The sequence below is a fragment of the Zoogloea sp. GDB6 genome (assembly GCF_056724105.1).
Genome location: NZ_CM161497.1, coordinates 2,525,891 through 2,551,249 on the forward strand (window position 1 = coordinate 2,525,891; position 25,359 = coordinate 2,551,249).

The 25,359-nt window shown below is 59.9% G+C and carries 22 protein-coding genes; 9 read left to right on the top strand and 13 right to left on the bottom strand.

Annotation, left to right across the window (positions count from 1 at the left end; translation table 11 throughout):
* Nucleotides 1-46: 46 nt before the first annotated feature.
* A complete protein-coding gene (locus AC1PQG_RS11395; RefSeq protein WP_481122681.1) occupies nucleotides 47-640 on the bottom strand; it encodes a hypothetical protein in 594 nt (197 codons plus the stop codon).
* 282 nt (nucleotides 641-922) lie between these two features.
* Between AC1PQG_RS11395 and AC1PQG_RS11400 the strand changes: the two genes are divergently transcribed.
* A complete protein-coding gene (locus AC1PQG_RS11400) occupies nucleotides 923-1,966 on the top strand; it encodes a DNA-binding protein (RefSeq protein ID WP_481122682.1) in 1,044 nt (347 codons plus the stop codon).
* Nucleotides 1,967-1,969: 3 nt separating this feature from the next.
* Here the strand turns inward: AC1PQG_RS11400 and AC1PQG_RS11405 are convergent, their stop codons facing one another.
* The 3 genes from AC1PQG_RS11405 to AC1PQG_RS11415 all read right to left on the bottom strand — a co-directional run bounded on the left by AC1PQG_RS11405 (nucleotide 1,970) and on the right by AC1PQG_RS11415 (nucleotide 3,668).
* Nucleotides 1,970-2,980, bottom strand: a complete 1,011-nt coding sequence (locus AC1PQG_RS11405; protein ID WP_481122683.1) for a hypothetical protein — start codon at nucleotides 2,978-2,980, stop codon at nucleotides 1,970-1,972.
* 118 nt (nucleotides 2,981-3,098) lie between these two features.
* Nucleotides 3,099-3,296 (bottom strand): hypothetical protein, encoded by a 198-nt coding sequence (locus tag AC1PQG_RS11410; protein WP_481122684.1) that lies wholly within the window; start codon nucleotides 3,294-3,296, stop codon nucleotides 3,099-3,101.
* Nucleotides 3,297-3,668, bottom strand: coding sequence for an RtcB family protein (locus AC1PQG_RS11415; protein WP_481122996.1), 372 nt, complete (start codon nucleotides 3,666-3,668; stop codon nucleotides 3,297-3,299).
* Between the two features lie 124 nt (nucleotides 3,669-3,792).
* Here AC1PQG_RS11415 and AC1PQG_RS11420 point away from each other — a divergent pair, with 124 nt between their 5' ends.
* Together AC1PQG_RS11420 and tnpC are read left to right on the top strand one after the other, a co-directional pair.
* Nucleotides 3,793-6,825: a Tn3 family transposase gene (locus tag AC1PQG_RS11420; RefSeq protein ID WP_481122685.1), complete on the top strand. Its 3,033-nt coding sequence runs from the start codon at nucleotides 3,793-3,795 to the stop codon at nucleotides 6,823-6,825.
* Nucleotides 6,822-7,178: a Tn3 family transposase post-transcriptional regulator TnpC gene (tnpC, locus tag AC1PQG_RS11425; protein WP_481122686.1), complete on the top strand. Its 357-nt coding sequence runs from the start codon at nucleotides 6,822-6,824 to the stop codon at nucleotides 7,176-7,178. Before AC1PQG_RS11420 ends, tnpC begins: the two co-directional genes overlap by 4 nt.
* A 17-nt stretch (nucleotides 7,179-7,195) precedes the next feature.
* On the opposite strand, the gene AC1PQG_RS11430 is transcribed toward tnpC, so the two are convergent.
* From AC1PQG_RS11430 to AC1PQG_RS11465, 8 genes are all read right to left on the bottom strand, one after another.
* The gene (locus AC1PQG_RS11430; RefSeq protein WP_481122687.1) at nucleotides 7,196-7,888 is read right to left on the bottom strand and encodes a PIN domain-containing protein; all 693 of its coding nucleotides are present in this window, start codon (nucleotides 7,886-7,888) and stop codon (nucleotides 7,196-7,198) included.
* On the bottom strand, nucleotides 7,885-8,550 hold the full coding sequence (locus AC1PQG_RS11435) for a hypothetical protein (RefSeq protein ID WP_481122688.1): 666 nt from the start codon (nucleotides 8,548-8,550) through the stop codon (nucleotides 7,885-7,887). Before AC1PQG_RS11435 ends, AC1PQG_RS11430 begins: the two co-directional genes overlap by 4 nt.
* A gap of 5 nt (nucleotides 8,551-8,555) precedes the next feature.
* On the bottom strand, nucleotides 8,556-9,836 hold the full coding sequence (locus AC1PQG_RS11440) for a site-specific integrase (protein ID WP_481122689.1): 1,281 nt from the start codon (nucleotides 9,834-9,836) through the stop codon (nucleotides 8,556-8,558).
* A gap of 149 nt (nucleotides 9,837-9,985) precedes the next feature.
* Nucleotides 9,986-13,150: a CusA/CzcA family heavy metal efflux RND transporter gene (locus AC1PQG_RS11445; RefSeq protein ID WP_374486416.1), complete on the bottom strand. Its 3,165-nt coding sequence runs from the start codon at nucleotides 13,148-13,150 to the stop codon at nucleotides 9,986-9,988.
* 17 nt (nucleotides 13,151-13,167) lie between these two features.
* Nucleotides 13,168-14,406: an efflux RND transporter periplasmic adaptor subunit gene (locus AC1PQG_RS11450; protein ID WP_374486415.1), complete on the bottom strand. Its 1,239-nt coding sequence runs from the start codon at nucleotides 14,404-14,406 to the stop codon at nucleotides 13,168-13,170.
* A gap of 18 nt (nucleotides 14,407-14,424) precedes the next feature.
* A complete protein-coding gene (locus tag AC1PQG_RS11455) occupies nucleotides 14,425-15,729 on the bottom strand; it encodes a TolC family protein (protein ID WP_374486414.1) in 1,305 nt (434 codons plus the stop codon).
* A gap of 135 nt (nucleotides 15,730-15,864) precedes the next feature.
* Nucleotides 15,865-16,224, bottom strand: coding sequence for a DUF2946 family protein (locus tag AC1PQG_RS11460; protein ID WP_481114107.1), 360 nt, complete (start codon nucleotides 16,222-16,224; stop codon nucleotides 15,865-15,867).
* A 27-nt stretch (nucleotides 16,225-16,251) separates the two neighbouring features.
* The gene (locus AC1PQG_RS11465; protein ID WP_481122690.1) at nucleotides 16,252-18,516 is read right to left on the bottom strand and encodes a heavy metal translocating P-type ATPase; all 2,265 of its coding nucleotides are present in this window, start codon (nucleotides 18,514-18,516) and stop codon (nucleotides 16,252-16,254) included.
* 114 nt (nucleotides 18,517-18,630) lie between these two features.
* Between AC1PQG_RS11465 and cadR the strand changes: the two genes are divergently transcribed.
* The 3 genes from cadR to AC1PQG_RS11480 all read left to right on the top strand — a co-directional run bounded on the left by cadR (nucleotide 18,631) and on the right by AC1PQG_RS11480 (nucleotide 21,963).
* Nucleotides 18,631-19,128 (top strand): Cd(II)/Pb(II)-responsive transcriptional regulator, encoded by a 498-nt coding sequence (gene cadR, locus AC1PQG_RS11470; protein ID WP_481122997.1) that lies wholly within the window; start codon nucleotides 18,631-18,633, stop codon nucleotides 19,126-19,128.
* A 165-nt stretch (nucleotides 19,129-19,293) separates the two neighbouring features.
* Complete coding sequence (locus tag AC1PQG_RS11475; protein WP_481122691.1) at nucleotides 19,294-21,222, top strand: FTR1 family protein; 1,929 nt, start codon at nucleotides 19,294-19,296, stop codon at nucleotides 21,220-21,222.
* A 42-nt stretch (nucleotides 21,223-21,264) separates the two neighbouring features.
* The gene (locus tag AC1PQG_RS11480) at nucleotides 21,265-21,963 is read left to right on the top strand and encodes a hypothetical protein (RefSeq protein ID WP_481122692.1); all 699 of its coding nucleotides are present in this window, start codon (nucleotides 21,265-21,267) and stop codon (nucleotides 21,961-21,963) included.
* Between the two features lie 139 nt (nucleotides 21,964-22,102).
* Here AC1PQG_RS11480 and merR read toward each other — a convergent pair whose 3' ends face one another.
* Nucleotides 22,103-22,510, bottom strand: a complete 408-nt coding sequence (gene merR / locus AC1PQG_RS11485; protein ID WP_079436218.1) for an Hg(II)-responsive transcriptional regulator — start codon at nucleotides 22,508-22,510, stop codon at nucleotides 22,103-22,105.
* A 71-nt stretch (nucleotides 22,511-22,581) separates the two neighbouring features.
* Here merR and merT point away from each other — a divergent pair, with 71 nt between their 5' ends.
* From merT to merA, 3 genes are read left to right on the top strand one after another with little or no spacing between them, the layout of a single operon-like run.
* Nucleotides 22,582-22,932 carry a mercuric ion transporter MerT gene (gene merT / locus AC1PQG_RS11490; protein ID WP_374486410.1) on the top strand — a complete coding sequence of 117 codons (351 nt, stop codon included), beginning with the start codon at nucleotides 22,582-22,584 and terminating at the stop codon, nucleotides 22,930-22,932.
* 12 nt (nucleotides 22,933-22,944) lie between these two features.
* Nucleotides 22,945-23,223 (top strand): mercury resistance system periplasmic binding protein MerP, encoded by a 279-nt coding sequence (gene merP, locus AC1PQG_RS11495; protein ID WP_374486409.1) that lies wholly within the window; start codon nucleotides 22,945-22,947, stop codon nucleotides 23,221-23,223.
* 10 nt (nucleotides 23,224-23,233) lie between these two features.
* A complete protein-coding gene (merA, locus tag AC1PQG_RS11500; protein WP_374486408.1) occupies nucleotides 23,234-24,925 on the top strand; it encodes a mercury(II) reductase in 1,692 nt (563 codons plus the stop codon).
* The last annotated feature ends 434 nt before the right edge of the window (nucleotides 24,926-25,359 follow it).

A 25,359-nucleotide genomic window follows, 5' to 3' on the forward strand; every position in this document is an offset into this window, starting at 1 on the left:
GTTCAGCGTTGTGGTGCTGCCGGGCTTGCCCCGGCGTTGCGGATGATCACGCCTCGAAGGGCTTTGGAAAAACCATACCTGCGCTGGGATCGGGGGCGATGAAGACTTCGCGCAGGCTGGCAGCGCCGAGGCGGCCGCTGGGATCCAGTTCCTCGACCTTAGCCAGGGCAGCCAGGGATTCATCCATGCGCTGCAGGCGCGCGAGGTTATAGGCGTAAGCGGTCAAGGACTGTAGCCACAGGCGTGGAAACGCATGCCATTCAGTGAAATCCGCCATGTCCGGAGTGACATGACGCCAATCGGCAGGTAATTCCAGGCGCGCCGACAGCCAATCGAGACAGGCCAATGCCCATCGTGCTGCATCGCCCGAGCGACGGCGATAGAAATAAAAGCGATAGGCCACGATCCGGATTCCGAGGGAGTCCGGCGCCTGATCGATGATCTCCTGAACACGGGCTTCCGTATAAGCGTCATCGGACCAGTTGGCAAAGATATCCTTCAGTTTGTCACGAATGTCCGGAGGGAGATTTCGCGTGAAGTGATACGGCTCCAGCCGAAAGATGTGGGCCGAAGTTCCGTCGGCGTTGTCGGGAAGTCGATGCCGGGAGCAGAGGGAGGGCGCAGGCGTGGTCTGATTCATGGCATACCGGGATGAGGATTTACCCAACGCGCATGCAAGAGGCGAGCCAAGCCTTCTATGACCTCGCAATATGGCTGCCAGCCTCATCCCGCGCCGCGGCAAGGTATGACCAAAGACACGACAGCGTACGATGGCGAACAGTCACAGTGGATTGCGTACCAGGTGGGACTTTAATTTCGCACACTCATACCGTTATAAATATAACGGTAACCGGATTTAAACGTATGTTATCTTTCAGACCATTTCTATATTCAGTCGTGTTTGTGCGGAGGGGAACAGTCCATGGCACGCAGCAGCAGCGTCAACTTCGAAGCCGTCGAGCAAATTTGTTTTCAATTGCTGGCTCAAGGTGAAAATCCGTCTTTCAATCTCGTCTATGCGGAGCTTGGCAACAAGGGGTCCAGCGAGGTTGTTCAGCGTTATATAGACCAGTGGCGTCGTGAAACGGGCGCGACCTTCTTCCGGAAGCGCAGCGTCCCAGGCATGCCGGATGAACTGGTTTCGTCGGCGGATGGCTTCATGTCCCGGATCTGGTCTCTGGCGCTCAATCACGCGGAACAACTCTTTGCCGCCCAGCGCCAGGCGCTGGAGCAGGAGCAAGACGCTTACCGTGTACGTCTGCAGGCCGCTGAGCAGCGGATCGAACAACAGGATGCCGCCGCGGTGCAGGCAGCCGCACAACTCGAAGCGCTGAACGAGGCGCAACGCGTCCGCGATGCAACGATCGCGGAACTGCGGCAGCAGGTGCAGGAGTCCCAGCGCCAGAAGGATGTGCAGGATGGCCGGATCAAGCAGCTTGAGGATGCGGCAGAAGTCCGGGAGCAGAAGTTTGCCGCGGAGTCCGAGCGGCTGACCAAGATGCTGCAGACCGATCGTGATCGTTACAGCACGTCCTTGAAGGATGAACAGGATCGCAGCGCACTCGAGCGCGAACTGCTGGTCAAGCAGATCGATCAGGTCCGTCAGGAAAAGCTCGGCGACATCACGGCCATGCGTCAGCAACTGGCCAACCGCGAAGAGCGCGAAAGCAAGCTGCGTGAGCAGACCGAGGAAGCCAAGGCGGCGCTGCGCGAAGCCTTGTCCAAGACGCGCCAGATCGAAACATCACTCGCCGCCGCTGAAGGGCGAATCGAACGCCTGCAAGCGCAGCTCAAGGTTGCAACCGAAGCCGCGCACGGCAAGGAGTCCGCGGTGGCCGCTGCCGAGACCAGGGCACGTGTCATCGACGAAGTCCGCCTCGCAGAAACCGCACGCGCCCAACGTGCAGAAACCCTGCTGGCCGAAGCGCTGGCCGAAATCGGCCAGCTCAAGAAACAAAACGCGTAATTGTCAGGACACCGGCCAAGTCAATCGCAGGCTACTGACCGACTCAGCGCTGTCAGGGCGCAAGCAAAAGAACTCGATTTCTGGGTACTGCCGCAGAAGCTGCCGGACTTCCCTGTCTTCAGCGAGGAAGTCCGGCACATCGCGCGTGGACGCAAAGCAGAAACGCCGGGGCAGGTCGGTGTAGAGCGAGCGTGGCGGCGCCGACCCGCGAATGCCCTTCAGCAGCCGGCCGCCCTGTTCGCTGTGGTAGAAGACCTGACTCAAGCCAAGCTCTTCCCGAATGAACTGGACGCTCGCCCACAATATGGCCTCGGCCCAGATCGCAGCGTAGCGTTCCTGGATGTAGGCGCAATAAGTCTGCGCAACAGCCAGAGGCAAACGTAGGCCGCGATACAGGATGACGTCGGTCGCCGGACAACCGGACAGCAGTTTTCTTTCGACCCGTCGCGCCAGCCAGGCGACGCTGCGTATCCAGTCTGACTGGATTTCTTCGATCAGCGCGCAATTGCTGTTCCAATCAAGATCAATGCGCGCCCACGCCAGCGTGTTGCGGCTACCCGAAACAGGATGGCCGTTGTAGTTGAACAATGAACTCCGGCAGCCCAGTCTCTGGTAGCGACGATCGTGATCGCTGCTGAAATTGAGTTGCAGGACGAGATTCAGACCAGGCCGCGAGGTCTGCCGGCGCTGCCTTCCGGCGCGTTGCTCATTTCCCCACGTGTCGAGGGTCAGGACGAAATACTCCTGGTCCGGGTCATGGTCGTGTGCAGCGAGGAACAGATCGTCGATCCGGTCGTGGCCGAGTTTGGCCAGAGCGGATTTGATCCGCGGCTTCTGCAGGAGCGACGCATACGGGGACCTCTTGAGGGATGCGACGCTGAGCGGCTCGCCTCGCCGACTGTGACGGCTCAACTGGCGCAGCAGCCCGATGCTGTAGCGATCGCGGTAGTACGGATAGACGGTGCGCTCACCGCGAAGGCAAGCGAGGATTTCGTCGATAGTGTGGTGTTCCATGTCGGGTTTCCATGAATGGGTCAGCGTTCGTGCTTGCATGCGCAAAAGTTCGGGCAATCGGTGGTTTCATGGTTTTCTCCTTGAAAAATGAGCCCGCTCCGCGGTGGAGCGGGCGGGGTCAGTCGATTTCGAATTCCGTTTTGTCGCCGTTCAACAGGGCTGCGATGGCTTGCTGGGTACGTTGCCGCATCTGTTGGCGAACGGCTTTGCGAGTCTTGCCGTGCGGGCCAGCGCGGCGCGTCAGGCCGGGCACCAGCAAGGGATTGCGCGGCTTGGTCCGGGGCAGGACGAGGAGAGTCTTCTTGGTCGCCATCATTTACCCCTTCACGCAAAGGATCTGTTTCAGACTATGGACGACTTCCACCAGATCACGCTGGTTGTCCATCACCTGATCGATATCCTTGTACGCGGCCGGAATCTCATCGACCACGCCGCCATCCTTGCGGCACTCGATACCGGCGGTCTGCGCCTCGAGGTCGAAGCGGCTGAACCGGCGCTTGGCGGCGCTGCGGCTCATCCGCCGTCCCGCCCCGTGGGAGCAGGAGCAGAACGACTCGGCATTGCCCAGCCCACGGACGATGTAGGACCTCGTCCCCATGCTGCCGGGGATGATTCCCAATTCACCAGTCTGGGCTGAGATGGCGCCCTTGCGGGTGATGAAGGGGTATGACCGGGATGAAGGGAAAATCTGTACACATCCCTCGTAACTCTATGATTTAAAAGAGTGCAATTTTCACTTCCGCAAAATTCCCGCGCCTTCCTTCCCAAGCCGTTAGACTCGTGCCGATCAAATCTGCCTTGCGGAGACATTGATGGCTTCACTGGAGAGCACGGCGTATCCCCAGTTCCTCAGCTTTTATTCGACAGAGGATCTGAAGCAGTTTTTTACGGTTGAGGCCGAAGACCTTGAATGGTTGAAAAGCCAAGCGCGATCGGCTTCAACGAGACTCGGGTTGGGGGTGCTGCTGAAGTGCTTTCAGCACCTGTGGTACTTTCCTTCCTCTGTCGACGCAGCTCCTCCCGAAGTCATCGATCATATCCGTGAAGCTTTAGGGCTCGGCAAGTCAATCCGTGCTCAACATGTATCCGGTGTCACTCTGTTGCGCCATAAGGCAAAGGTGCTGGAGTACCTGCGTGTTCAGTCGTTTTACGGCGCGGATGCTGTTGCCAGGACCGAACGCCTTGCTCTCGAAGCTGCTGAGCTGCTAGATCAACGATCCGACATCATCAATGCCATGATCGAGGGGTTGATCATGGTGCGCTACGAACTCCCAGCTTTCTCGACGCTGGAGAATCTGGCTGAGAGAGCCCATGTCGCGGTGCAGACGCGGATTTTCGAATCGGTTTCTGGGCGCATCGGCGACGCGCACCGTGAAAACCTAAAAGCGCTCCTGCAGACGGACAAGTTCGAGCAGCGCCAAAGTGAATACAACCGGCTCAAGAAATCAGCGAAACGCCCGACCCGCAAGCACTTGGAAACACTGGTTGATCACCTGGAGTGGCTGGAGTCGATCCCTGGGTTGGAGAGGGTCTTCGAGGGAATCCCGGACACCAAGGTGCGTTATTTTGCCGGACAGGCGATGGTCTACGATGTATCGGAACTGAAGGAGTGTGGCGAAGCCAAGCGTTACACGCTGATGGTTGCTCTGATCCACCGCATGCAGGTTCGCGCCCGGGATCAGCTGGCTGAAATGTTCCTTCGCCGCGTGGCCACCATCCACAAACGCGCGAAGGAAGAGTTGGAAAGGATACAGATCGACCAGCGAGGCCAGGTTGAGCGCCTTGTCGGAACATTGGACGGTGTGTTGTCGATTCTGGCGGACGAGCCAGACAATGCCGCTGCCGGCGCCCAAATTCGAGAGTATCTTGAGCCTGCGGGAGGCGTCGAACAGATTCGAGAGCGCTGTGCTCAGATACAGGCCAGTAGCGGCAATAATTATCTGCCGCTGATCTGGAAGCACTTCCGGCCTCATCGCTCGTTGCTCTTCAGGCTCGCACATCTTCTCGATATTCGTCCGAGCAGCCAAGATCGAACATTGATCGACGCGCTTGAAGTCATCAAGCTGTATCAGGACAAGCATCGCATTGACTGGATCGGGGACAGTGTTAACCTCTCGTTCGCTGCGGAGCGCTGGCGCAAGCTTCTGCGCACCGGTGATACGACCGGTGTCCATGCTGGAATCAGCCGTCGTCACCTGGAAATCTGCGTGTTCTCACACCTGGCAGAGGATTTGCGTGCGGGGGATCTCAGCATCGCCGGCTCCGAGGAGTTCGCGGATTACCGTGATCAGTTGATACCTTGGGAAGAATGCCAGGCACTCCTTCCCGCCTACTGCGAGAAAATCGGACTTCCGCTCAAGGCCGACGACTTTGTGAAGGGACTACGCGACGCACTCAGCAAGACAGCGCTGACGTTGGACGAGAGGTTTCCCGAATGCCATGGTGACGTGGTTCTGAATGCCTTCGGAGAGCCGGTGCTGCGTAAGACGACTGCCCGCGAAATCCCGCAATCCGCGGTGGCACTGCAGAATGCGTTGACGGAACGCATGCCCGCACGGCACATCCTTGACGTGCTGGGAAACATCGAGCAATGGGTGGGATTCACCCGACATTTCGGCCCGCTTTCCGGCAACATGGCCAAGATCAAGCAGCCTGCCGAACGCTATCTGCTGACTATCTTTGCCATGGGTTGCAACCTGGGTCCTAGTCAGGCCGCGAGGCATCTCAGCAACAACGGCATCACGCAGCACATGCTCTCGTTCGTTAATCGCCGCCACTTGTCGATCGAGAGCCTCGAAGCCGCGCAGCGCGAACTCAACGAGGTCTATCTTCGGCTGGATCTGCCCAAGATCTGGGGGGACGGCAAGACCGTTGCCGCCGACGGTACGCAATACGACTTTTTCGACGAGAATCTGCTGGCCGGATACCATTTTCGGTATCGCAAGATGGGCGCCGTTGCTTACCGCCACGTTGCCAACAACTACATTGCGGTGTTCCGGCACTTCATTGCACCCGGTGTCTGGGAGGCTATCTACGTCATCGAAGGGTTGCTCAAGGCGGGCCTGTCTGTCGAATCCGATACGGTGCATTCCGACACTCAGGGGCAGTCTTCGACGGTTTTCGCCTTTACCCATCTTCTGGGCATCAAGCTGATGCCCAGAATCCGGAACTGGAAGAATCTGACGCTCTACCGACCTGAAAAGGCCGCGAAATACGAACACATCAACCGCCTGTTCTCCGGTGTGGTGAACTGGGGGTTGATCGAGCGCCACTGGAAAGACCTGATGCAGGTTGCGCTTTCCATCTACGCGGGCCGGATCTCTTCCGCCACGCTGCTCCGTAAGCTGGGCTCCAGCAGTCGCAAGAACCGTCTTTTCTTCGCTGCTCAAGAGTTGGGGAATGTCGTTCGGACCATGTTCCTGTTGGAGTGGATCGGCAACCGGGAGATGCGTCAGGAGATCACGGCCAACACCAACAAGGTCGAGTCCTATAACGGCTTTGCAAAATGGGTCTCATTCGGTGGAGACGTCATCGCCGTCAATGAGCCGGACGAGCAGCAGAAGCGGTTGCGCTACAACGATCTCGTGGCTTCAGCCCTGATTCTCCATAACACTGTCGACATGATCCGGACGCTTCAACGCATGAAGCGGGAGGGATGGAAGATTTCGGACGAGGAAGTGTCCTTCCTGAGTCCCTACCAGGTGGCGCACGTGAAGCGTTTCGGGGTTTACAGCCTCAAACTCAATCGCAAGCCCGAAGCCTGGATTGGCGATACCACGTTCAAAGAGGCTGCGGCCTCCGTCCAATATGCGCGGCAGGCAAAAACCAAGGTTGAATCAAAATGAAAATACCGCCTCCGAACTTTTTAACAACGCCGTACGGCGACGTGAACGCGGCCAAACTGGTCGATCTGCAAGACGGCTATGACACAACTGAGTTGCTGAGGCAGGTTGAACACCTAGAGCCGATCATGCGGCGCCTCAAACAGAACAATGGGATTCGAGACGACATCCTGCGCCTTCACCGTATGGCCCACACGGTGATCAACGGTGCTCCGCTTAGTGAGCCATACAAGGAGGATTTGTGGGAGGCGGCAGCTGCGCTGGTAGAAGAGCTTCAGTCGGTGGCCAGGGCGTGCTGCGACATTGCAGGCGCGATTCAGCCCCTCGCAGATCTTGAACCCCACTTAGAGGATTGATCGGCATGGGTCTTCACCTACCTGCGTATGATGCTTCCGCGAGACTCCGCCCAGTTCCTGCAGAAATCCAGTCCTGCTGCATCGAATTCACTTTGTAGCGATGCAATCAGGCGTCGGCCGTCACAGTAGTCAGTATCGTTGGAACTGATGAAAAGGACTGAGGGCGCGCCGGCATTCTGGAGGTTTTCCCGGGCGATACGCAGTGCGAATTCGGTAATCACACAATCCGGCAAGCTGGATTTGCCCCGCTTCGCAGGCGCAACGCCTTTCAAGGAGCGCATGCCCGCACGTCGGACATCTTCGTCGGAGGTCGGGAGCTCTTGGGCGGCATTGATCAGGTCTCGCGCAAAGCTTACGCAATCCGCGATCCATTGGGCCGCGTCATGAGTCAAAGGGCTCGACGTTCGGGCTAACAGAATGTCCAGTGTCTGGTGTGCATGGGAGAGATTCGACAGCGTCCGGGAAAGCTCTTGAACCGCGTCATCCTGGACCTTTGGTAGGTTCAGTTCAAACTCTTCGCGAACTAGCGAAGGGATGACGATACGGAATTCCTGAGCTTGAGCACGTACCCGGCTGGAGACATCGACGAGTGCTCGTGCACTCTCTGGGGAGAATTCGCGTCGGACTGGCGATCGAACGATATCGAGTAGGACACAGGTATCGAGAATGAGGACCCACGGCTGACGAACGTCCTCATCGTCGGTGCTCATGCGTTCTGCTCGGCAAATTTCAACAGGCCTCGTCCGAACTCATATTCGATGGCCAGATCACTTGCACGCTCGAAGGTCCAGCCGCCTTGCTCCATCAGCCATCGCTGCAGCATGTCCGTGTCCAGTTCACATCGGTCCTGATGGCAGTGCAGAAGAAAAGCAAACCAGCGCTCCCTGTCCAGCGGGTGGGCCGAGCCTGTTCCATGGTTGGCCAGAATGCTGAAGCGCCGCAAGGCGTCCCCTGCCGCGGGGCTGACCCATGCCGTAAAAGGCTTCAAGTCGTCGGTGAGTTCGCATTTGAGCCCCAATGCCACAGCAGCAGGTTGTATCGCGCTCGTGGTCAGTTCAACCAGAACTGCGTTGTACTCCTGGACGGACAACTGACTTTTTTCGAGCGGGACGATATTGACGACCTCCGCCTTCTCGCCGTCAGTCAGCATGGCTACCCCGGAAGCGGGTAACCCTCCAGAACCATCCCTCTCGAAAACAAGCAGCGATCTATCGCCGAACATGCGGGTATTTTCCTGCTCCTTGGTCTTGTCGCGTAACCAGTGCGCGGGCAAGTTCTCCTGGATCACATCTCCCAAGCGCTCAAGGGCCGGAGAAGGGCCGCGAACCGTCAGTTCCCGAAAAACGAGGAAGGAGCCCAAATCGTTATCCATGTGAATCAATCCCAGGTGGTGTTGGTCGCAGGTTCGTGGAAGCGTGTTTCGAGTCCGCAGTGATTGTCATCCGCAAGCTGATACATCGTGTCGATCAACTCATAGATCGTTTCGTCCAGCGCATCTCTGGATACAAGGGGAATCGCCAGTTCGTACTCGGAGCCGTCCGCGTTGATACGGCGCATGTTCAAGGGTTCGAAACAGTGCTGTTCAATGGCTTGGCGGGCCCGGTTCATGCCGCGCGCTGACTCGCTCAGACGGATCAACGTGAGTTTTACGCGGACAGTGGCAGTCTCGGACGCAAGGCGTGACTCCGCCGGCGCGGTTTTATCTTCAGCAGGCACCTCCCGCAAGATCAACCCCTTCTCGAATCGCGCCTGCAGCCCGGAATCCACTGCATCGATGTAACGCATGGCCGACTTGATGTCCTTCCAGCCGACATAGGCCATCAAGTCCTTCACGTCCCAACCGCTGGCCCGGGCCCACCCTGCAAAGCCTCGGCGCAGTGAGTGACTGCTGTAGTCTCCCGATTCCTCGATCCCCGCAGCAGCAAAGATCTCCCGCAGCAGCGGGATCAGGCTTCCCGGATGCAGTCCCGTCGGCGCGAGGCTTCCCCATCGCCCAATCTTCCGAAAAACCTCACCTTCGACGAGTCCCGCGGTTGCGATCCATGTCGAATATGCGGTCACGGGACAGAGTCTCGACAAGGCCGGACATTGGAAGCGCCGTCCCGCAAATTCCCTGTCTCCTTTGCTTCGCGGGAGATAGCAGGTCAAGCCTTCGCCCGGGACGACCTCGATGTATTCAATGCGCAGACTGGAAAGTTCGTCCGCTCTAAAGCCCCGCCAGAAACCAACGAGGACAAGTGCCCGATCGCGGGTATACCGGAGGAGCGCCCGTCGATCGTCAGATTCTTGAGCAAGGGCAATCCCTCGGTTAAGCCAATCGACAATATGCTGCAGACGGTCAAGTTCGAGGGGTTTGGCCTGCTTCTCCTGACTGGGATGGAGCGCACGGATGCCCTTGAGAACCTGGCGAATCAGGGGGGCTTTGGTCGGATCAACGAAACCGTGATCGGCATGCCACCGTGCCAGCGCTGCCAAACGCTGGCGCAGCGTGCTGGACGCAAGCTTGCTGCCGTAGTCGGCCAGATAGCGGGCAACTGAGTCAGTGGTGGCCGGCAAGAAGCCTCCCCATTCGACCTCGAAGTGTCGCAAGGCCGACTCGTAGCTCAGTCGGGTGTTTTCCCGCTGGGCAGCTTCAAGGTATTGGTCAAGGCGGTTCATGAAGCATCAAGGGTATGACAAAACCACCACAGGGGAAACAAGCCAAATCCCGTAAAAGGCTATGGGTGAATGAGCGGACTCGCAAGCCTGTCGGCCGCCGTTGAATGGGGCTGCCGGCAGGCTTGTGTGGATGAGCGCTCAGGGAAACATCAATTAGTCCCAGGTGAATCCTCGCCTTCAATGTCTTCATCTGAGCCGTGTGCCAAGCGATATAGCAGTGGCAGCACAAGCAGAGTAAGGATGGTCGATGAGAGGATGCCACCAATCACGACAGTGGCCAGGGGGCGCTGAACTTCCGCACCCGTCCCTGTTGCGATCGCCATCGGCACAAAACCCAGGGATGCCACCAGCGCCGTCATGAGAACGGGGCGCAGACGGGTCAAAGCCCCTTCGCGGATCGCGGGATCAAGCGCCTGGCCTTCCTCGCGCAGGCTGCGGATATAAGCAATCATCACCAGGCCATTCAGTACCGCAACGCCGCACAAGGCAATGAAGCCCACTGCCGCCGAGATGGAAAGGGGAATGTCACGTAGCCACAGGGCAATGATGCCTCCGGTCAGTGCGAACGGGATGCCCGAAAACACCAGGAGGCCATCCTTTATGTTGCCGAACATCGCAAAGAGCAACACAAAAACGAGAAGCAGCGCAACGGGCACGACGACTTGCAGGCGTGCCGTGGCGGACTGCAGGTTCTCAAAGGTGCCTCCCCACGTTGTCCAGTATCCTGCGGGTACCTTGATTTGTGAGAGACCCCGTTCGGCCTCCCCAACGAAGGAACCGATATCCCGACCTCGTACATTGGCACTCACCACGATTCGTCGTTTGCCGTTTTCCCGGCTCACCTGGTTGGGGCCGGGGGCCAGGTCCAGGGTGGCGATCTCGGCCAGTGGAATGAAATTCGCCCGGGTCTCTCCTGCGGCACCGCCGCGTGGCAATGGAATCGGGAGCCGCCTGATCGCCTCCAGATCACTCCTCAGGTTGTCGGGCAGCCGGACCTGGATGTCAAAACGACGATCGCCTTCGAAGACGGTCCCGGCTTCACGACCACCGACCGCAGTCGCCACAGCATCCTGCACATCCCCGACATTCAGCCCGTAGCGGGAACTCTTGTCCCTGTCGATTTGAACGGTCAACACTGGCAAGCCCGTGGTTTGCTCCACCTTCACTTCGGAGGCTCCATTGATTTTTTCCAGCATGGCGGCAATCTCCGTGGCCGTTCCATTCAGAACGTCCATGTCGTCGCCAAAGATCTTGATGGCCACATCACTTCGGACACCGGAGATCAACTCGTTAAAACGAAGCTGGATGGGTTGAGAGAACTCATAATTGTTTCCAGGCAAGGTGGCCACTTCGGCCTGAATGGCTTCCAGCAAGGTGTCACGCGCTCGCCTGGGCTCGGGCCAGTCCTTCTCGGGCTTGAGCATGATGTAGCCATCCGAGATGTTAGGCGGCATCGGGTCCGAAGCGATTTCGGCCGTCCCCGTCCGTGCAAAGACACGCTCGACCTCTGGGAATTTCTCTTTCAGTCGGCTCTCCAGCTGCCGCTGCATGGCTACCGACTGCGTCAGGCTGGTACCCGGGATGCGCAGGGCCTGGATGGCGAAATCACCTTCATTGAGATTCGGAATGAACTCGCTGCCCATCCGCATGGCGATCAGACCACTGAGCATCACTGTCACGAGGGCAAACGTGAGCACGACGGGCTTGGCGCTCATGGCCCACTGGAGTGCAGGTGCGTAGGCCTCCTTGGCCAAGTGCATCAGGCGGTTCTCCTTCTCGGACACCTTGTCACCGATGAAGAGAGCCACCGCGGCTGGGATGAAGGTCACCGACAGGATCATCGCGCCCAGGAGTGCAATGACGACGGTAAAGGCCATCGGATGGAACATCTTGCCCTCGACGCCGGTCAGGGCAAAGATCGGCAGGTAAACCACCATGATGATCAGTTGCCCAAAAAGCAATGCTCGACGCGACTCGCGCGAGGCTTTGAAAACCTCGTGGAAGCGCTCCGTCCGGTTCAGGGGACGGCCCAGGGATGCCCGCGCATGGGATAGCCGGCGGACACAGTTCTCGACGATCACCACGGCGCCGTCGATGATGATGCCGAAATCGAGTGCCCCGAGACTCATCAGGTTCGCGCTCACCTTGTTGGCCACCATGCCCGAGAAGGTAAACAGCATCGCCAACGGGATGATGCAGGCGGTGATCAGCGCTGCCCGGATGTTGCCCAGGAACAGGAACAGAATGGCGATAACGAGAATGGCACCTTCGAGGAGGTTCTTTTTCACCGTGGCAATCGCCTTGTCCACCAGCGTGGTGCGGTCATAGACGGTGACTGCCTCCACCCCGGCAGGCAGGTTGCGGTTGATCTCCTCCATTTTCTTGACCACGGCCTGGGAAACTGTGCGGCTATTCTGGCCGATCAGCATGAAGACGGTGCCGAGCACCACCTCACGACCATTATCGGTGGCAGCCCCAGTGCGAAGCTCCCGGCCAATGCCTACCTCGGCCACGTCACGGATGCGGATCGGGAGACCCTGCGCGGTGCCGATGATGACGTTGCGAATGTCCTCTTCGGTCTTCACCTGCCCGGGCGCGCGAACCAGGTATTGCTCCCCTCGTTTTTCGATGTAGCCGGCCCCGACATTGCCATTGTTACGTTCCAGCGCGGTGACGATCTCTTGGAGCGTCATGCCGTAGGCCGCCAGGCGTTCCGGCAAGGGAGCGACCTGATATTCCTTGGCATAGCCGCCAATGGAATTGATTTCCGTCACGCCCGGCACATTGCGCAGTTGTGGCTTGATGATCCAATCCTGTATCTCCCGCAGGTCGATGGGGGTGTAGGGGCTGCCATCCGGTTTCCTGGCGTCTTCCTTTGCTTCCACCGTCCATAGGTAGATTTCGCCGAGCCCGGTCGATATCGGCCCCAGGGCTGGCGATATGCCGGCGGGCAGCTTGTCCCGCGCGCCTTGGATCCGTTCGTTCACCAGTTGTCGTGCGAAGTAGATGTCGGTCCCATCCTTGAAGATCACCGTCACCTGGGACAGACCGTAGCGAGACAAGGAGCGTGTCTGGACCAGGTTGGGCAGACCGGCCATCACCGTTTCGATGGGGTAGGTCACCCGCTGCTCCGTTTCAAGCGGGGAGTAGCCCGGGGCCAGGGTATTGATCTGGACCTGGACATTGGTGATGTCGGGCACGGCGTCGATGGGAAGCTTCTGGTAACTGAAGACCCCCAGCGCAGCCATCCCGAAAACCGCCAGAAGGATGAGCCAGCGCTGTTCAATGGAAAAGCGAATGATGCGTTCAAACATGATCGTTCACCTTTCCCTCAGTGCTCGTGTTCAGCCGAGCCTTTGCCGATTTCCGCCTTGAGCACGAAGCTGCCGGCAGTGGCATAGGGGGTGCCTGTCTTGAGTCCGGACAGGATTTCGGTGCGTGCTCCATCGCTACGCCCGATCTTGACGGGCTGCGTCACAAAACCATCATCGACTCGGACGAACATAACGCTCTTTCCGTCCATGCTTTGGATCGCTTCCGAAAGCACGGCGACCGGCACTTTGGTTTCGTTCGAGATCACTTCCACGTTGACGAAGAGGCCAGGACGCCAGCTTCCCTGGGGATTCGAGAGGAGCACCCGAGCCCGTGCCGTACGGGTTTGCTCACCGATGAGCGCGCCCACATAGGCCACGGTGCCGGTCGCCGTAGAGTCGAAGGACGAAGCCTTGATGGAGACCTTTTCTCCAACCCTGACCCGGGCCAGATCCTTGGCCGGCACACTGATTTCCGCCCAGACAGTGGTCAGATCGGAGACCGTGAACACTTGGCCGTCCTCCTTGACCGCCTCACCCAGGGCTATGTGCTTTTCAACGACCATTCCATCAAAGGGAGCACGCAGCACATAGCGGTTGAGGCCGCCATCCGCATCCACACTGGCACCGATGGCGGTGAGCTTCTGCTGCACGTTGGCAACGGCAATTTCGGCCTCACGCAACACCTGTTGTGCCTGCAGGTAGTCCTGCTCGGCGGAGATTTTTTGCTCCCACAGCTTCTGCTCCCGCTCATAGGCTGTTCTGGCAAAGCTCAACCGCTTCTGAGCCGCCATCAACTCGCTACGTTGTTCAGAAAGCGCCGGGCTTGCCAGTACGGCCAGCACTTGCCCTTTCTTGACGATCTGTCCCAGATTGGCCGACACACTCTGCACGACCCCGGCAACACGCGGAACGACGTGCGCTGTGCGATCCTCATTGAAGCGAATTTCCCCGGGGAGTTGCAGAGATGATCGAATCCGGGCTGGGCCGGCTTTGTCGATCTCAATTCCTGCGGTCTTGATCTGCTCGTCGCTGAGCTCGACCTTGCCTTCCTCTCGGTCCGGTGGAATCTCCGTCGCGGGCTTGTTATGGTGTTCCGCGTCATCATGTGCAGCATCGTTGGCGTGGGTGCCGTCTGCCTTGGCTGCCTGTCCGCTGTGCAGAATGAACCCTCCTGCTACTCCGCCAAAGGCGATGATCAGGGCTACGGCGATCAGGTGCTTTCGGCTGATCCGGGTCGTCATGTTCTTCAGATTCATCTTGGAATCCTCCTTGCGTTATTCAGAGATACGATCAGCCAGAAGGCGATCGATTTCGGCCGAGGCCCGATGGGTGTCGGTTACGGCGCGCAGGTATTGGTTACGTGCCTGGAATAGCGTCCGCTGGGCATCGAGGACATCGAGAAAGCTGAATTTGCCCAGCTCAAAACCCTTCGCTGCGTTCTCGTAGGCCAGTTGCGCCCCGGGCAGCACGTCGCGTTGTAGGGATTCGAGCTCAAGTCGGCTGTTGCTCAGCCGCTCACGGGCCTGCAGGACATCACCGGTAAGCCGGACCCGCAGGGCGGTATGTTCGTCCCGCGCCTTGTCTTCCCGCTTGAGGGCTTCGAGGAGGTTGCCGCGGTTGCTGTCGAAGACGGGAATTGGGATGGACACGCCCACGAGGAGTTGATCTCGACCAAGCTCCTCGGCACGTTTTACCCCGACGCTGATTGTTGGGTCAGGAATGCGCCGGGCACGCTCCAGCGCCGTGACAGAGGTGCGCCGCGTGATCTCGACTGAGGCCCGCTTTAGGACGGGTGATGCCTCGATACGCTGCTCGACCGTGTTGGAAGACGGTATTGGCGGAAGCGTGTCAACGTCACCTTCTGCACGTTCGAATCGCGGGATCGGATTGCCCCAGAGCCCTGTCAGCCGCTGACGGGCAACCCGCAGCTCACCTTGAGCCTGAGCCAGTTCGACCCGGACCCCGGCTTCCGCGACACGCGCCTTGGTCTCCTCGACGGGAGAGACTTTTCCGGCGATGACACGCTTGGAAACCGCAGCTGTGGCTCGCTCCGCGAGGGTGACGGTCTCTTTTGCGAGCCGGGTTCGCTCTTGTGCCGAAAGTACGTCAAAGAAAGTGCTGATGACCAAGGCACGGATCTCGGCACGGCGAGTGGCCAGTTCGATGTCAGCGAGGTCGCGGCCGCGCTCGGCGATCGCAATCCGGGCGCTCCGCTTGCCTGCGAGCTCAATGGGCTGGTTGAGCTGTACGGTTGTGGTGCGCGTCGTGGCGCGGGTGTCCTCCACAAGATACTCGATGGATGGATTGGGCCGTGCGCGTCCCTGGATCTCAGCGCCTTCGCTGGCTTCGCGTTCGCGAAGGGCTACGGTGATGTCAGGGTTGGCCCGAAGGGCCAGATCGAGCGCTACGGCAAGCGTCAGCGGACCACCGGCTTCGATGGGAAGTTGATTGAGGACGACAGTCTGGGAGGAAAGCGATGCCGGCGCCTGAGCCTGAGCCTGAGCATGGGCACCGAATGCGGTCGCAAAAAGGACCGCGAGCAGCGGAAAAGCGGTTCTGAATGGCACGGGGGTGCGCATTGAAATCTCCTTGTTGTGCAGTCGTCGGCAGAAACCGACAGGACGACGAAACAGATGAGATCCGGCGCGAGCGCAGCCTGACGGCGGGCTCTAAGTGGAACCTAAGTGGAAACTAAAGCAGGTCGCTGCGCCGAATCAGAGCGCAGCGATCCAGTTGGGCCGTTCGGGGCCTGGGGGAATGTGGGTGCGAAAGAAGGCTGGCGTTGATTCCGGTGTAGAGGGCACCGGACACCGAGGCAGGCAGAGTGTGTCCTGCCCGAGAATTTTGAGAGCGCTGTAGTGGCACAGCCCACAGTCTCCGTCGATGGAGACACCTTCGCCAGAATCAGATGGCTTGGAGGCCTCCGCCTTCGATGCTTTGTGCTCGTGACTATGATGTCCGAAATGGTGGGCTTTTTTGCCTGCCTCATGCTGGCAATAGGCGCCTACCGCTGACCAGCTAAGCTGGAGCGGCATGAATACAGCCAGAAGGACGGCAACCCAAAAACGCATCATCAGAAGTATACCGGAAGACGCTCCAACTCAAAGATGAGCCTTGGTGAGTTTATCGGCGGGATGCTGAAGGCGCAGTAGTCGCAGCCCGTTGCCGACGACAAGCAGGCTCGCCCCCATATCGGCGAACACCGCCATCCACATGGTCGCGCTGCCCAGCAAGGCCAGGACAAAAAAAGCCGTCTTGATTCCCAGCGCCAGAACGATGTTCTGCCAGAGCACCCGGTGTGTCGTGCGCGAGAGCCAAATGGCTTCAGGAATCCGGCGCAGATCATCGTTCATGATCACGACGTCGGCAGCTTCCAATGCGGTGTCCGTGCCAGCAGCCCCCATCGCTATACCGATATCGGCGCGCGCCAAGGCCGGCGCATCGTTGATCCCGTCACCGGTCATCGCCGTGGGGCCACGTTCTTTCTGCAAAGCCTCAATGGCATTGAGTTTGTCATCAGGCAACAGGTTGCCGCGTGCGTCGTCCACACCGGCCTGCATGGCGACCGCTTTGGCCGTCGCCTGGTTGTCGCCGGACAGCATGATCGACTTCACGCCCAAGGCGTGCAAAGCCGAGATGGCCTCCTGGGCGTGGGGTTTGATCGTGTCGGCGACGGCAAACATCGCCAGCACCCCCCGTTCGTTGGCCAGGAGTGTCATCGTGCGACCTTGCGCCTCGTGCGCAAAGAGTCGGGCCTCGACAGCGGGATTGCACAGCTTCCGCTCTTCGATCAAACGGTGGTTGCCGAGAATCAGGTCTTGGTCATCGATACGCCCTTGGACACCGCGCCCTGGCAACGCTGTGAAATGGTCGGTCGTGTTTGAGCTTGGCGCCAGTGCGCTTGAAATAGCTTTCGAGACGGGATGATCGGAGTGGGCGGCCAGGCTACCGGCCCACTCCAAAATCAGTTTTTCGGGCACGGTCGGGTCCACGATTTCGGTGGCAACCAGTTTCGGTTTGCCTTCGGTGATCGTCCCTGTCTTGTCGAGGGCGATGACTTTGAGCTTGCGCGCTTCTTCAAGGAAGACGCCGCCTTTGATCAAGATCCCCCGGCGCGCTGCAGCGGCGAGTCCGCTCACGACCGTGACGGGGGTTGCAATCACCAAGGCGCAGGGGCAAGCGATCACAAGGAGAACCAAGGCCTTGTAAAAGGATTGAGTCCAGCTCCATCCCAATAGCCATGGAGTGAGCAGCGCCACGGCCAGTGCGATCACGAAGACGGCCGGCGTGTAGACTGTCGCGAAACGATCGACAAAGCGCTGCATGGGCGCCTTGCTGCCTTGCGCCGTTTCAACCGCATGGATGATCCGGGCCAGCGTGGTATCGCTGGAGCGCGCCGTCACCTTGAATTCCAATAGCCCCGATTCGTTGATCGTGCCCGCAAAGACGGGGTCGCCGACGGTCTTGTCCACAGGCAGGCTCTCACCGGTGATGGGTGCCTGATTGACCGCGCTGTTCCCCGCCGTCACGACGCCATCCAGAGGGATACGGACCCCGGGCTTGACCCTGATGACGGTAGCGAGCGCGACATCGCGGGAGTCCTGCGCACGCCAGCTGCCATCGGGCTGCTTTGCCTCGGCGGTTTCGGGCGTAAGCGCGAGCAGGCCCTTGATCGCATTCCGTGCCCGATCGACCGACCTGGCTTCGATCAGTTCTGCAATGGCATACAGGGCCATCACCATGGCTGCCTCGGGCCATTGCCCAATGGCAAAGGCACCGGTCACCGCAACCGACATCAAGGCATTGATGTTCAGACGGCCCTGGGACAGGGCAGCCAGTCCCTTGCGATAGGTTGAAAACCCCGCCATCGCGATCGCCATGGAGGCCAAGCCCATCCCAGCAACCTTGGCCAGCAGGTCGTTGGGCATCACAGAGGCCAGGAGTTCTGCCCCCAGCGCCAGAACGAGTGCAATTGCAAGAAACGCGGTGCCGCCAAAAAAACCATCGTGCCCCGTGTCCGCTGGCGAGTCCGGCTTGACGAGAGATGAGGCAAAGCCCGCCTTGCGGATAGCATCGATAATGCTGGACAGCGCTTCATCTGGCGCATCGATGCGCAGAGTGCGGGCCGATAAATCAAAGCGAAGCCCGCTGATCGCACGGATAGGCTCGACCGCCCGACGGATCTCGCTCTCTTCAGTGGGACAGTCCATTGCCGGAATGCGGAGCAGCAAACCGCCTTCCGTACTGTCGGCTTGCGCAGGCGCATTCGTATTCGTGGAAGACGCTTCGGGGGCGTGACACGCGCCGCTACACCCGCAGGATGAGGGCTGCGTCTCGGATCGCAGGCTGATGGGCAGGGGTTTCATGGTGATCTCCGGTTGCCGCCATTGGAAACCCTGTAGTAACTCCAGAGTCAAGCGGGTAAGGTGATGACCTTCCTCGATTCACCATTGAGCCCACGCCGGGCTTCAGGCCTTGCAATGAAAATCGGTCAGCTCGCCCAGCAGACAGGGACGCCGGTGGACACCATTCGTTACTACGAGCGCGAAGGGCTGCTCCCGCGTGCAGCGCGGACGGAAGGCAACTATCGGATCTACGATGCCGTTCATCTCGAACGCCTCGCCTTCATTCGGCGATGTCGCTCCCTCGACATGACACAGGACGAAATCCGGGTGCTCCTGCGTTTCAGGGACACCCCGTCGGAAAGTTGCGAGGACGTCAACGCGTTGCTCGATGCCCACATCGGCCACGTTGCCGAGCGGATACGGGAGTTGCAGCAACTGGAAACGCAGCTTCAGGTGTTGCGCGCATGTTGTGAGGAAGGCCGGCAAGCAGCCGCATGTGGAATCTTGAATGAGCTGTCGCACGGGGTGACCGAGGTCCCCACGCCCTCCGCATCGGAGAGCCACCTCGCTGCAACGCATGCCGGCGGGAGACCGCATGTGACCCCACGGAAACAAGCGACGCGCGATAGCTGAAGAGGCTTCTCGCAACACCGCTCTATCGCTTTCTGCACTTGGGGCGTGAGTCGCCGTGAAAAGGTGCGAGACGCATTGGGATGGGATTGTGCGTGAGAAAAGGAATTGCACTCATTCTCATTTGCACGCAGAATCAAAAAAAGACATTCAACGGTAAGACCCCTCATGCAAGCCCTGCGTCTCCTTTCAATCGTTCTGTTTTCTTTGGTTGCGACGGTCTCGATCGCCCAAGTTGCGCCTCAAGCGACGCAAGACAAGACCAAGCAGATCTGGCAGCTGCTGGATTACCTTGCCGTCGACTATGGCCGTTCCGTTAATGAGGGACAGGTCGCCAACGAAGCCGAATATGCCGAGATGCAGGAATTTGCGCAGGCCGCCGAACGACAGTTGGCCGAATTGCCGGCGGTGGCGGCTGCACCAGCCCTCGCGAGCGATGCTGCCGAGCTACGTGCGCTCATCGCACAGAAGGCTTTGGCCGCATCCGTCGGCGAGCAAGCCCGTAAATTGGCGGGTGGACTCATCGCGGCCTACCCGGTCTCGATGGCCCCCGGCAAGTTGCCCGATCTACAACGGGGCGCCACGCTCTATCAGAGCCAATGCGCGTCGTGCCACGGCGTCTCGGGGCATGCGGACGGCCCACTCGCTGCCAAGCTGAACCCACCTCCCATCGCGCTGGCCGACCACGAACGCGCCCGGGAGCGCAGTGTGTTTGCGCTTCAGCAGATCATCACGCGGGGGGTGGCGGGAACGTCCATGCCGGGATTCGTACAGCTCTCGGACGAAGACCGCTGGGCACTGGCCTACTTCGCCTCGACGCTGTCGTACTCCGAGGCCGATCAGCAGGCAGGGGCCAAATTGTGGGCCGCGCAACCTGCCCTCCGTGAGGCCGTGCCGACCCTGGCGACGCTGAGCCAGCATTCCGAGGCAGCGCTCGCCAAGACCGTCGGTGCCGATGCCGCTCGCCAGCTCACCGCCTACCTACGGAGCACGCCCCAGTTACTCGCAACGTCAAACACGGGCAGCATACAGATCGCGAAAGACAAGCTGAGGGAGAGCGTTGTCGCGCTGGACAACGGAAACGAACGCTTGGCCTCGCAGCTGGCATTGTCGGCCTATCTGGATGGCTTCGAGCCCGTCGAGCCGGCGCTGGCCGCCAAGAATCAAGCGCTTTTCCACGACATCGAAAAGACGATGGGACTCTACCGCAATGCACTGACTGCCGGGCAGGTCGAGCGTGCCCACGACATTGCCCAGCAACTGCAAGCCCAGCTCGATGAAGCGCAGGAGGCCTTGGGGGGCACCAAAGACGCCCTCTCGACCTTCCTTGGCGCATTGACCATCCTGCTGCGGGAAGGCCTGGAAGCCTTGCTGGTGGTCGTCGCAATGATGGCATTCCTGAAAAAAGCGGATCGCACCGATGTGCTGCCCTACGTGCATGCGGGATGGATGACAGCGCTCACCGCCGGGGGCCTGACCTGGCTAGTGGCGACCTATGTCGTGGATGTGAGCGGCGCCAGCCGCGAGATGACGGAGGGGGTTTCCGCCGTGTTTGCCGCCGTTGTACTCCTGGCGGTGGGCATGTGGATGCACCAGAAGAGTCTTGCGGGTCGTTGGCAGACCTATGTGAAGGAAAAGCTGTCGTCCGCGCTGAGCAAGAAATCGGCGCTGATGCTGTTCGTGTTGTCCTTCGTCACCGTCTATCGTGAAGTCTTCGAAACGGTCCTCTTCTATGCAGCGCTCTGGACCCAGGACAATGGCGTCTATCTGCTGGCCGGCCTCGCCTCCGGCATCGTCATCCTGGCGGCGGTCGCAGCGGTACTCCTGCGTTCCGCGGCACGTCTGCCGATCAGCCAGTTCTTTGCCTTCAGTTCAGCCCTGGTCGGGGCGCTCGCCGTCGTTCTGATGGGCAAAGGTGTGGCCGCACTGCAAAAGGTCGGCGTCCTGCAGATCACGCCCCTCTCCATACCGCGCATTGATGTGCTGGGTGTTTACCCGTCGATCCAGACCGTTACCGCACAGGTCCTGATCCTGCTCATTATTGTGGCAAGCGTCGCCTACAATCTGAGGTCGCAACGGGCCGCCACGCAATCGTGATAACGTCGTTGTCCCCCGGCCTTTGGCGAGGACAGGACGGCGATGCTGACTCACTGGGAACTGGAACATTACCGACAGCTGTACCGCAATCAGATTGACCGACTTGTCGAGACCTTGACGGTGCGCCTCCTGCCGACCTTTGACTCCGTACACGCGGAAGTCGAGGCGCTTCAACAGGAGGCGTACCGAGCGAGCCGTGAGTGTGCCAACGATGGCAACTGGCTCGATCCGCAAATGGCTCATGAGGCTGCTTTCGAAGCGTCGTTAGCGCATTTCGACATCGTTCTCGATTTGCGCCAGGGGCTTCAGAACATGTTCGCGGTCAGTCTCTACCACCTGTTTGAGCAGCAAGTCCGGGCGTTCCACGTTCGAGTCCTACACCAAAAGCCGCTCAAGTTCGGGCCCGATGTGCTCAAAGCGTGGGACAAGACGCTCCCGGATCCGGTCCTGAGCATGGACCAGCGTTCTGGCCTGGATGAACTCCGTCTGCTGGCCAATACCGTCAAACACGGAGATGGCACGTCGGCTCAAGAACTCTATGCGGCTGCGCCCCATCTTTTTCTGGCTAATTGGGAGCAGGATGCGCTCGATGACCCGACGGTCATTGTCCATAAACCGGACATCGGGACGCCGCTCTTCGGGCAGGACCTTTTCGTTCGTCCGGGCGACATACATCGCTACCGGCAACTCCTCAACGGCGTATGGTCGACCTACTTGGAGGCGTTTCACGGGAGGGGGTAGCCTGTCAGTCGCAGCTGACGCGTGTAGAGGTCCTTGATGACGTACATGGGGGCCGTGGAGTCTCTAGTCCGCGATCACCTGACCCACGCAGCTCACGAAACGGAAAAATCGTACGCTAAGGCGCGCGACGGCTTTTGACCTAGCAGCAGTGCAAAGCCGCGATCAGTGGGCAGGAGACATTGCCGTGGTGCGCGTTGCACTCGCTCACCAACTTCGACAGCGCCACCTCCATTTGCTTGAGGTCTGCTAGGCGGGCACGTACATCAGCCAGGCGTAGAGCAGCCAATTCAGCCGCCTCGCCGCAATGCGTGCCGTCCTCCAGCCTCAGGAGTTGGCTGATTTCCTCCAGGCTGAACCCCAAGCGCTGGGCTGATTTCACAAACTTCACCCGCGCCACGTCCGTCTGCCCATAGCGGCGGATGCGTCCATACGGCCGCTCCGGCTCCGGCAGCAGGCCCTTGCGTTGATAGAAGCGGATCGTCTCCACATTGACCCCGCCTGCTTTGGCGAAGGCCCCGATGGTCAGGTTCTCCGAAGCGTTCTCCATGGCGCTTGACTCCGTAGTTGACTACGGAAATAACGTTACAACATCAAGCGAAATCCCGGAAGGAGAACCTGATGTTGGAACCCAAGAACGGCCGTGGCGCACTGGCGACCGGCGGCGTAGCGGCCGTCCTCGCCTCGACCTGCTGCCTCGGCCCGCTCGTGCTGGTCGCGCTCGGCTTCTCGGGTGCCTGGATCGGCAATCTGACCGTGCTGGAACCGTACCGACCGTTCTTCATCGGTGCGGCGCTCATCGCACTGTTTTCCGCCTGGCGCAGCATCTTCCGCCCGGTTCAGGCCTGCACGCCGGGTGAGGTGTGTGCCGTGCCGCGGGTGGCGAAGGCCTACAGGGCGATCTTCTGGATCGTGGCCACCTTGGTCTTGGTTGCCCTCGTTTTTCCCTATGTCCTGCCGCTGTTCTACTGAAAGAATATTGTCATGAAAAAACTCGCAATCCTGATCACCCTGGCCGCCACCCTGAGCCCCCCTGCCTGGGCTGCATCCCAAACCATCACCCTGTCTGTGCCCGGTATGACCTGCGCCGCGTGCCCAATCACGGTCAAGAAAGTACTTACCAAGGTGGACGGCGTGAAAAAGGCCGAAGTGCGCTACGAAAATCGGATAGCCATCGTCACCTTCGACGACGCAAAGACCAACGCCGAAGCCTTGACCAAGACCATGGCAAACGCGGGCTACCCCGCTACCGTCAAGCAGTGAGGACGCCATCATGGCCGAAACAATCGCCTTCCACATCGATGGCATGACGTGCACGTCGTGCGCCGAGCATATCCAGGAGGCTCTGGGGAACGTGCCCGGTGTGCGCTCGGCCTCAGTGTCCTATCCGCAAGGACGGGCCGAGATCGACATGGACGCGGACATGAGCTTGGACCCGTTGGTCGCGACCGTGACAGAGCTTGGCTACCGCGCACGGATTGCCGACTCGGCAGGCAAACTGACCGGCGGACTGTTGGACAAGGCGATGGGTTGGCTGGGCGGCGATACGAAGCGCGGTGGCAGCGAGCAGATGCTGCATGTCGCCGTGATCGGCAGCGGCGGTGCGGCGATGGCGGCGGCCTTGAAGGCCGTGGAACGTGGAGCGCGCGTTACGCTCATCGAACGCGGCACTATCGGTGGCACCTGCGTCAATGTCGGTTGTGTGCCCTCCAAGATCATGATCCGCGCCGCACACATTGCGCATCTGCGCCGCGAAAGCCCGTTCGATGAAGGTCTGCCTACCGCAGCGCCGATCGTGCTGCGCGAGCGGCTGCTGGCCCAGCAGCATGGCCGAGTAGAAGAACTGCGCCACGCCAAGTACGAGGGCATCCTGGCGAGCACCCCGGCCATCACCATGCTGCGTGGCGAAGCCCGTTTCAAGGACGTGCGTACGCTGATCGTAGCGACTGGTGACGGTGGCACGCACGAGGTGAGCTTCGAACGCTGCCTCATCGCTACCGGGGCCAACCCCGCGACCCCGCCAATCCCCGGCTTGAAGGACACGCCTTACTGGACCTCCACCGAGGCGCTGACAAGCGACCGCATTCCCGAGCGGCTGGTCGTAATTGGCTCGTCCGTGGTCGCGGTCGAGCTGGCGCAAGCCTTCGCCCGCCTGGGCAGCCAGGTCACGATCCTGGCGCGCAGCACGCTGTTCTTCCGTGAAGACCCGGCCATTGGCGAAGCCATTACGGCCACCTTCCGCGCCGAGGGCATCGAGGTTCTAGAGCACACCCAGGCGAGCAAGGTCGTCTATGCTGACGGGGAATTCATGCTCACCACCGGACACGGGGACGTGCGCGCCGACAAGCTGCTGATCGCCACCGGCCGCGCACCGAACACCCGCAGCCTCAATCTCGATACGGCAGGCGTCGAGGTCAATGCGCAAGGGGCCATCGTCATCGACCGCGCCATGTGCACCAGCGCGCCGCACATCTACGCAGCCGGTGACTGCACCGCCCAGCCACAATTCGTCTATGTGGCAGCGGCGGCCGGCACACGCGCCGCGATCAACATGACCGGCGGCGACGCGGTGCTGGACCTAACAACGATGCCGGCGGTGGTATTCACCGATCCACAAGTAGCGACAGTGGGTTACAGCGAAGCGGAGGCACAGCACGACGGCATTGAGACCGACAGCCGAACGCTCTCGCTCGACAATGTGCCAAGGGCGCTCGCAAACTTTGATACGCGCGGCTTCATCAAGCTGATCGCCGAGGTCGGCACGGGGCGGCTGATCGGCGTACAGGCGGTAGCCCCAGAAGCGGGCGAGCTGATCCAGACGGCGGCGCTGGCGATCTGCCACCGGATGACCGTGCAGGCGCTGGCCGACCAGTTGTTTCCCTATCTGACCATGGTTGAGGGACTCAAGCTCGCGGCGCAGACCTTCAGTAAGGACGTGAAGCAACTGTCCTGTTGCGCCGGGTGAGAACTGGGGTGTTCGATGTGGATGCTCTGCCGCGGCTGTGTTTCGTGCCGGCGGCCTTCTCATGCGGGGATCCGCCTGGCCCCGCTGACGCGGTAGTGCCGGGCGCTGGACGCGCCGGATGCCCGCCCTATCGGACCGAAGGCAAATACCCAGTTGACGCGTTTGCAAACAATCTTAGCTGGATTCGGTGGTGGTCCCCCGACATTGTCTGAACTAGACTTCATTAAGTGAAAATGAGTTGTGCTTTCATGTGTGGTGTGAAATGACCCGGCGACGCCGAAATTCTCGAGCCAATCAATCAGTGGAGGGCGATAGTCGCCACGCTGGAAAACCTTGCCGAGCGTTGTGTTGGCGCACTAATGCCATGGTCTCATCCGATCATCGCAGCACTTGCAGCAGGTTCCGTTTGGGAGGCGCAGACCTCGATCAAAGTG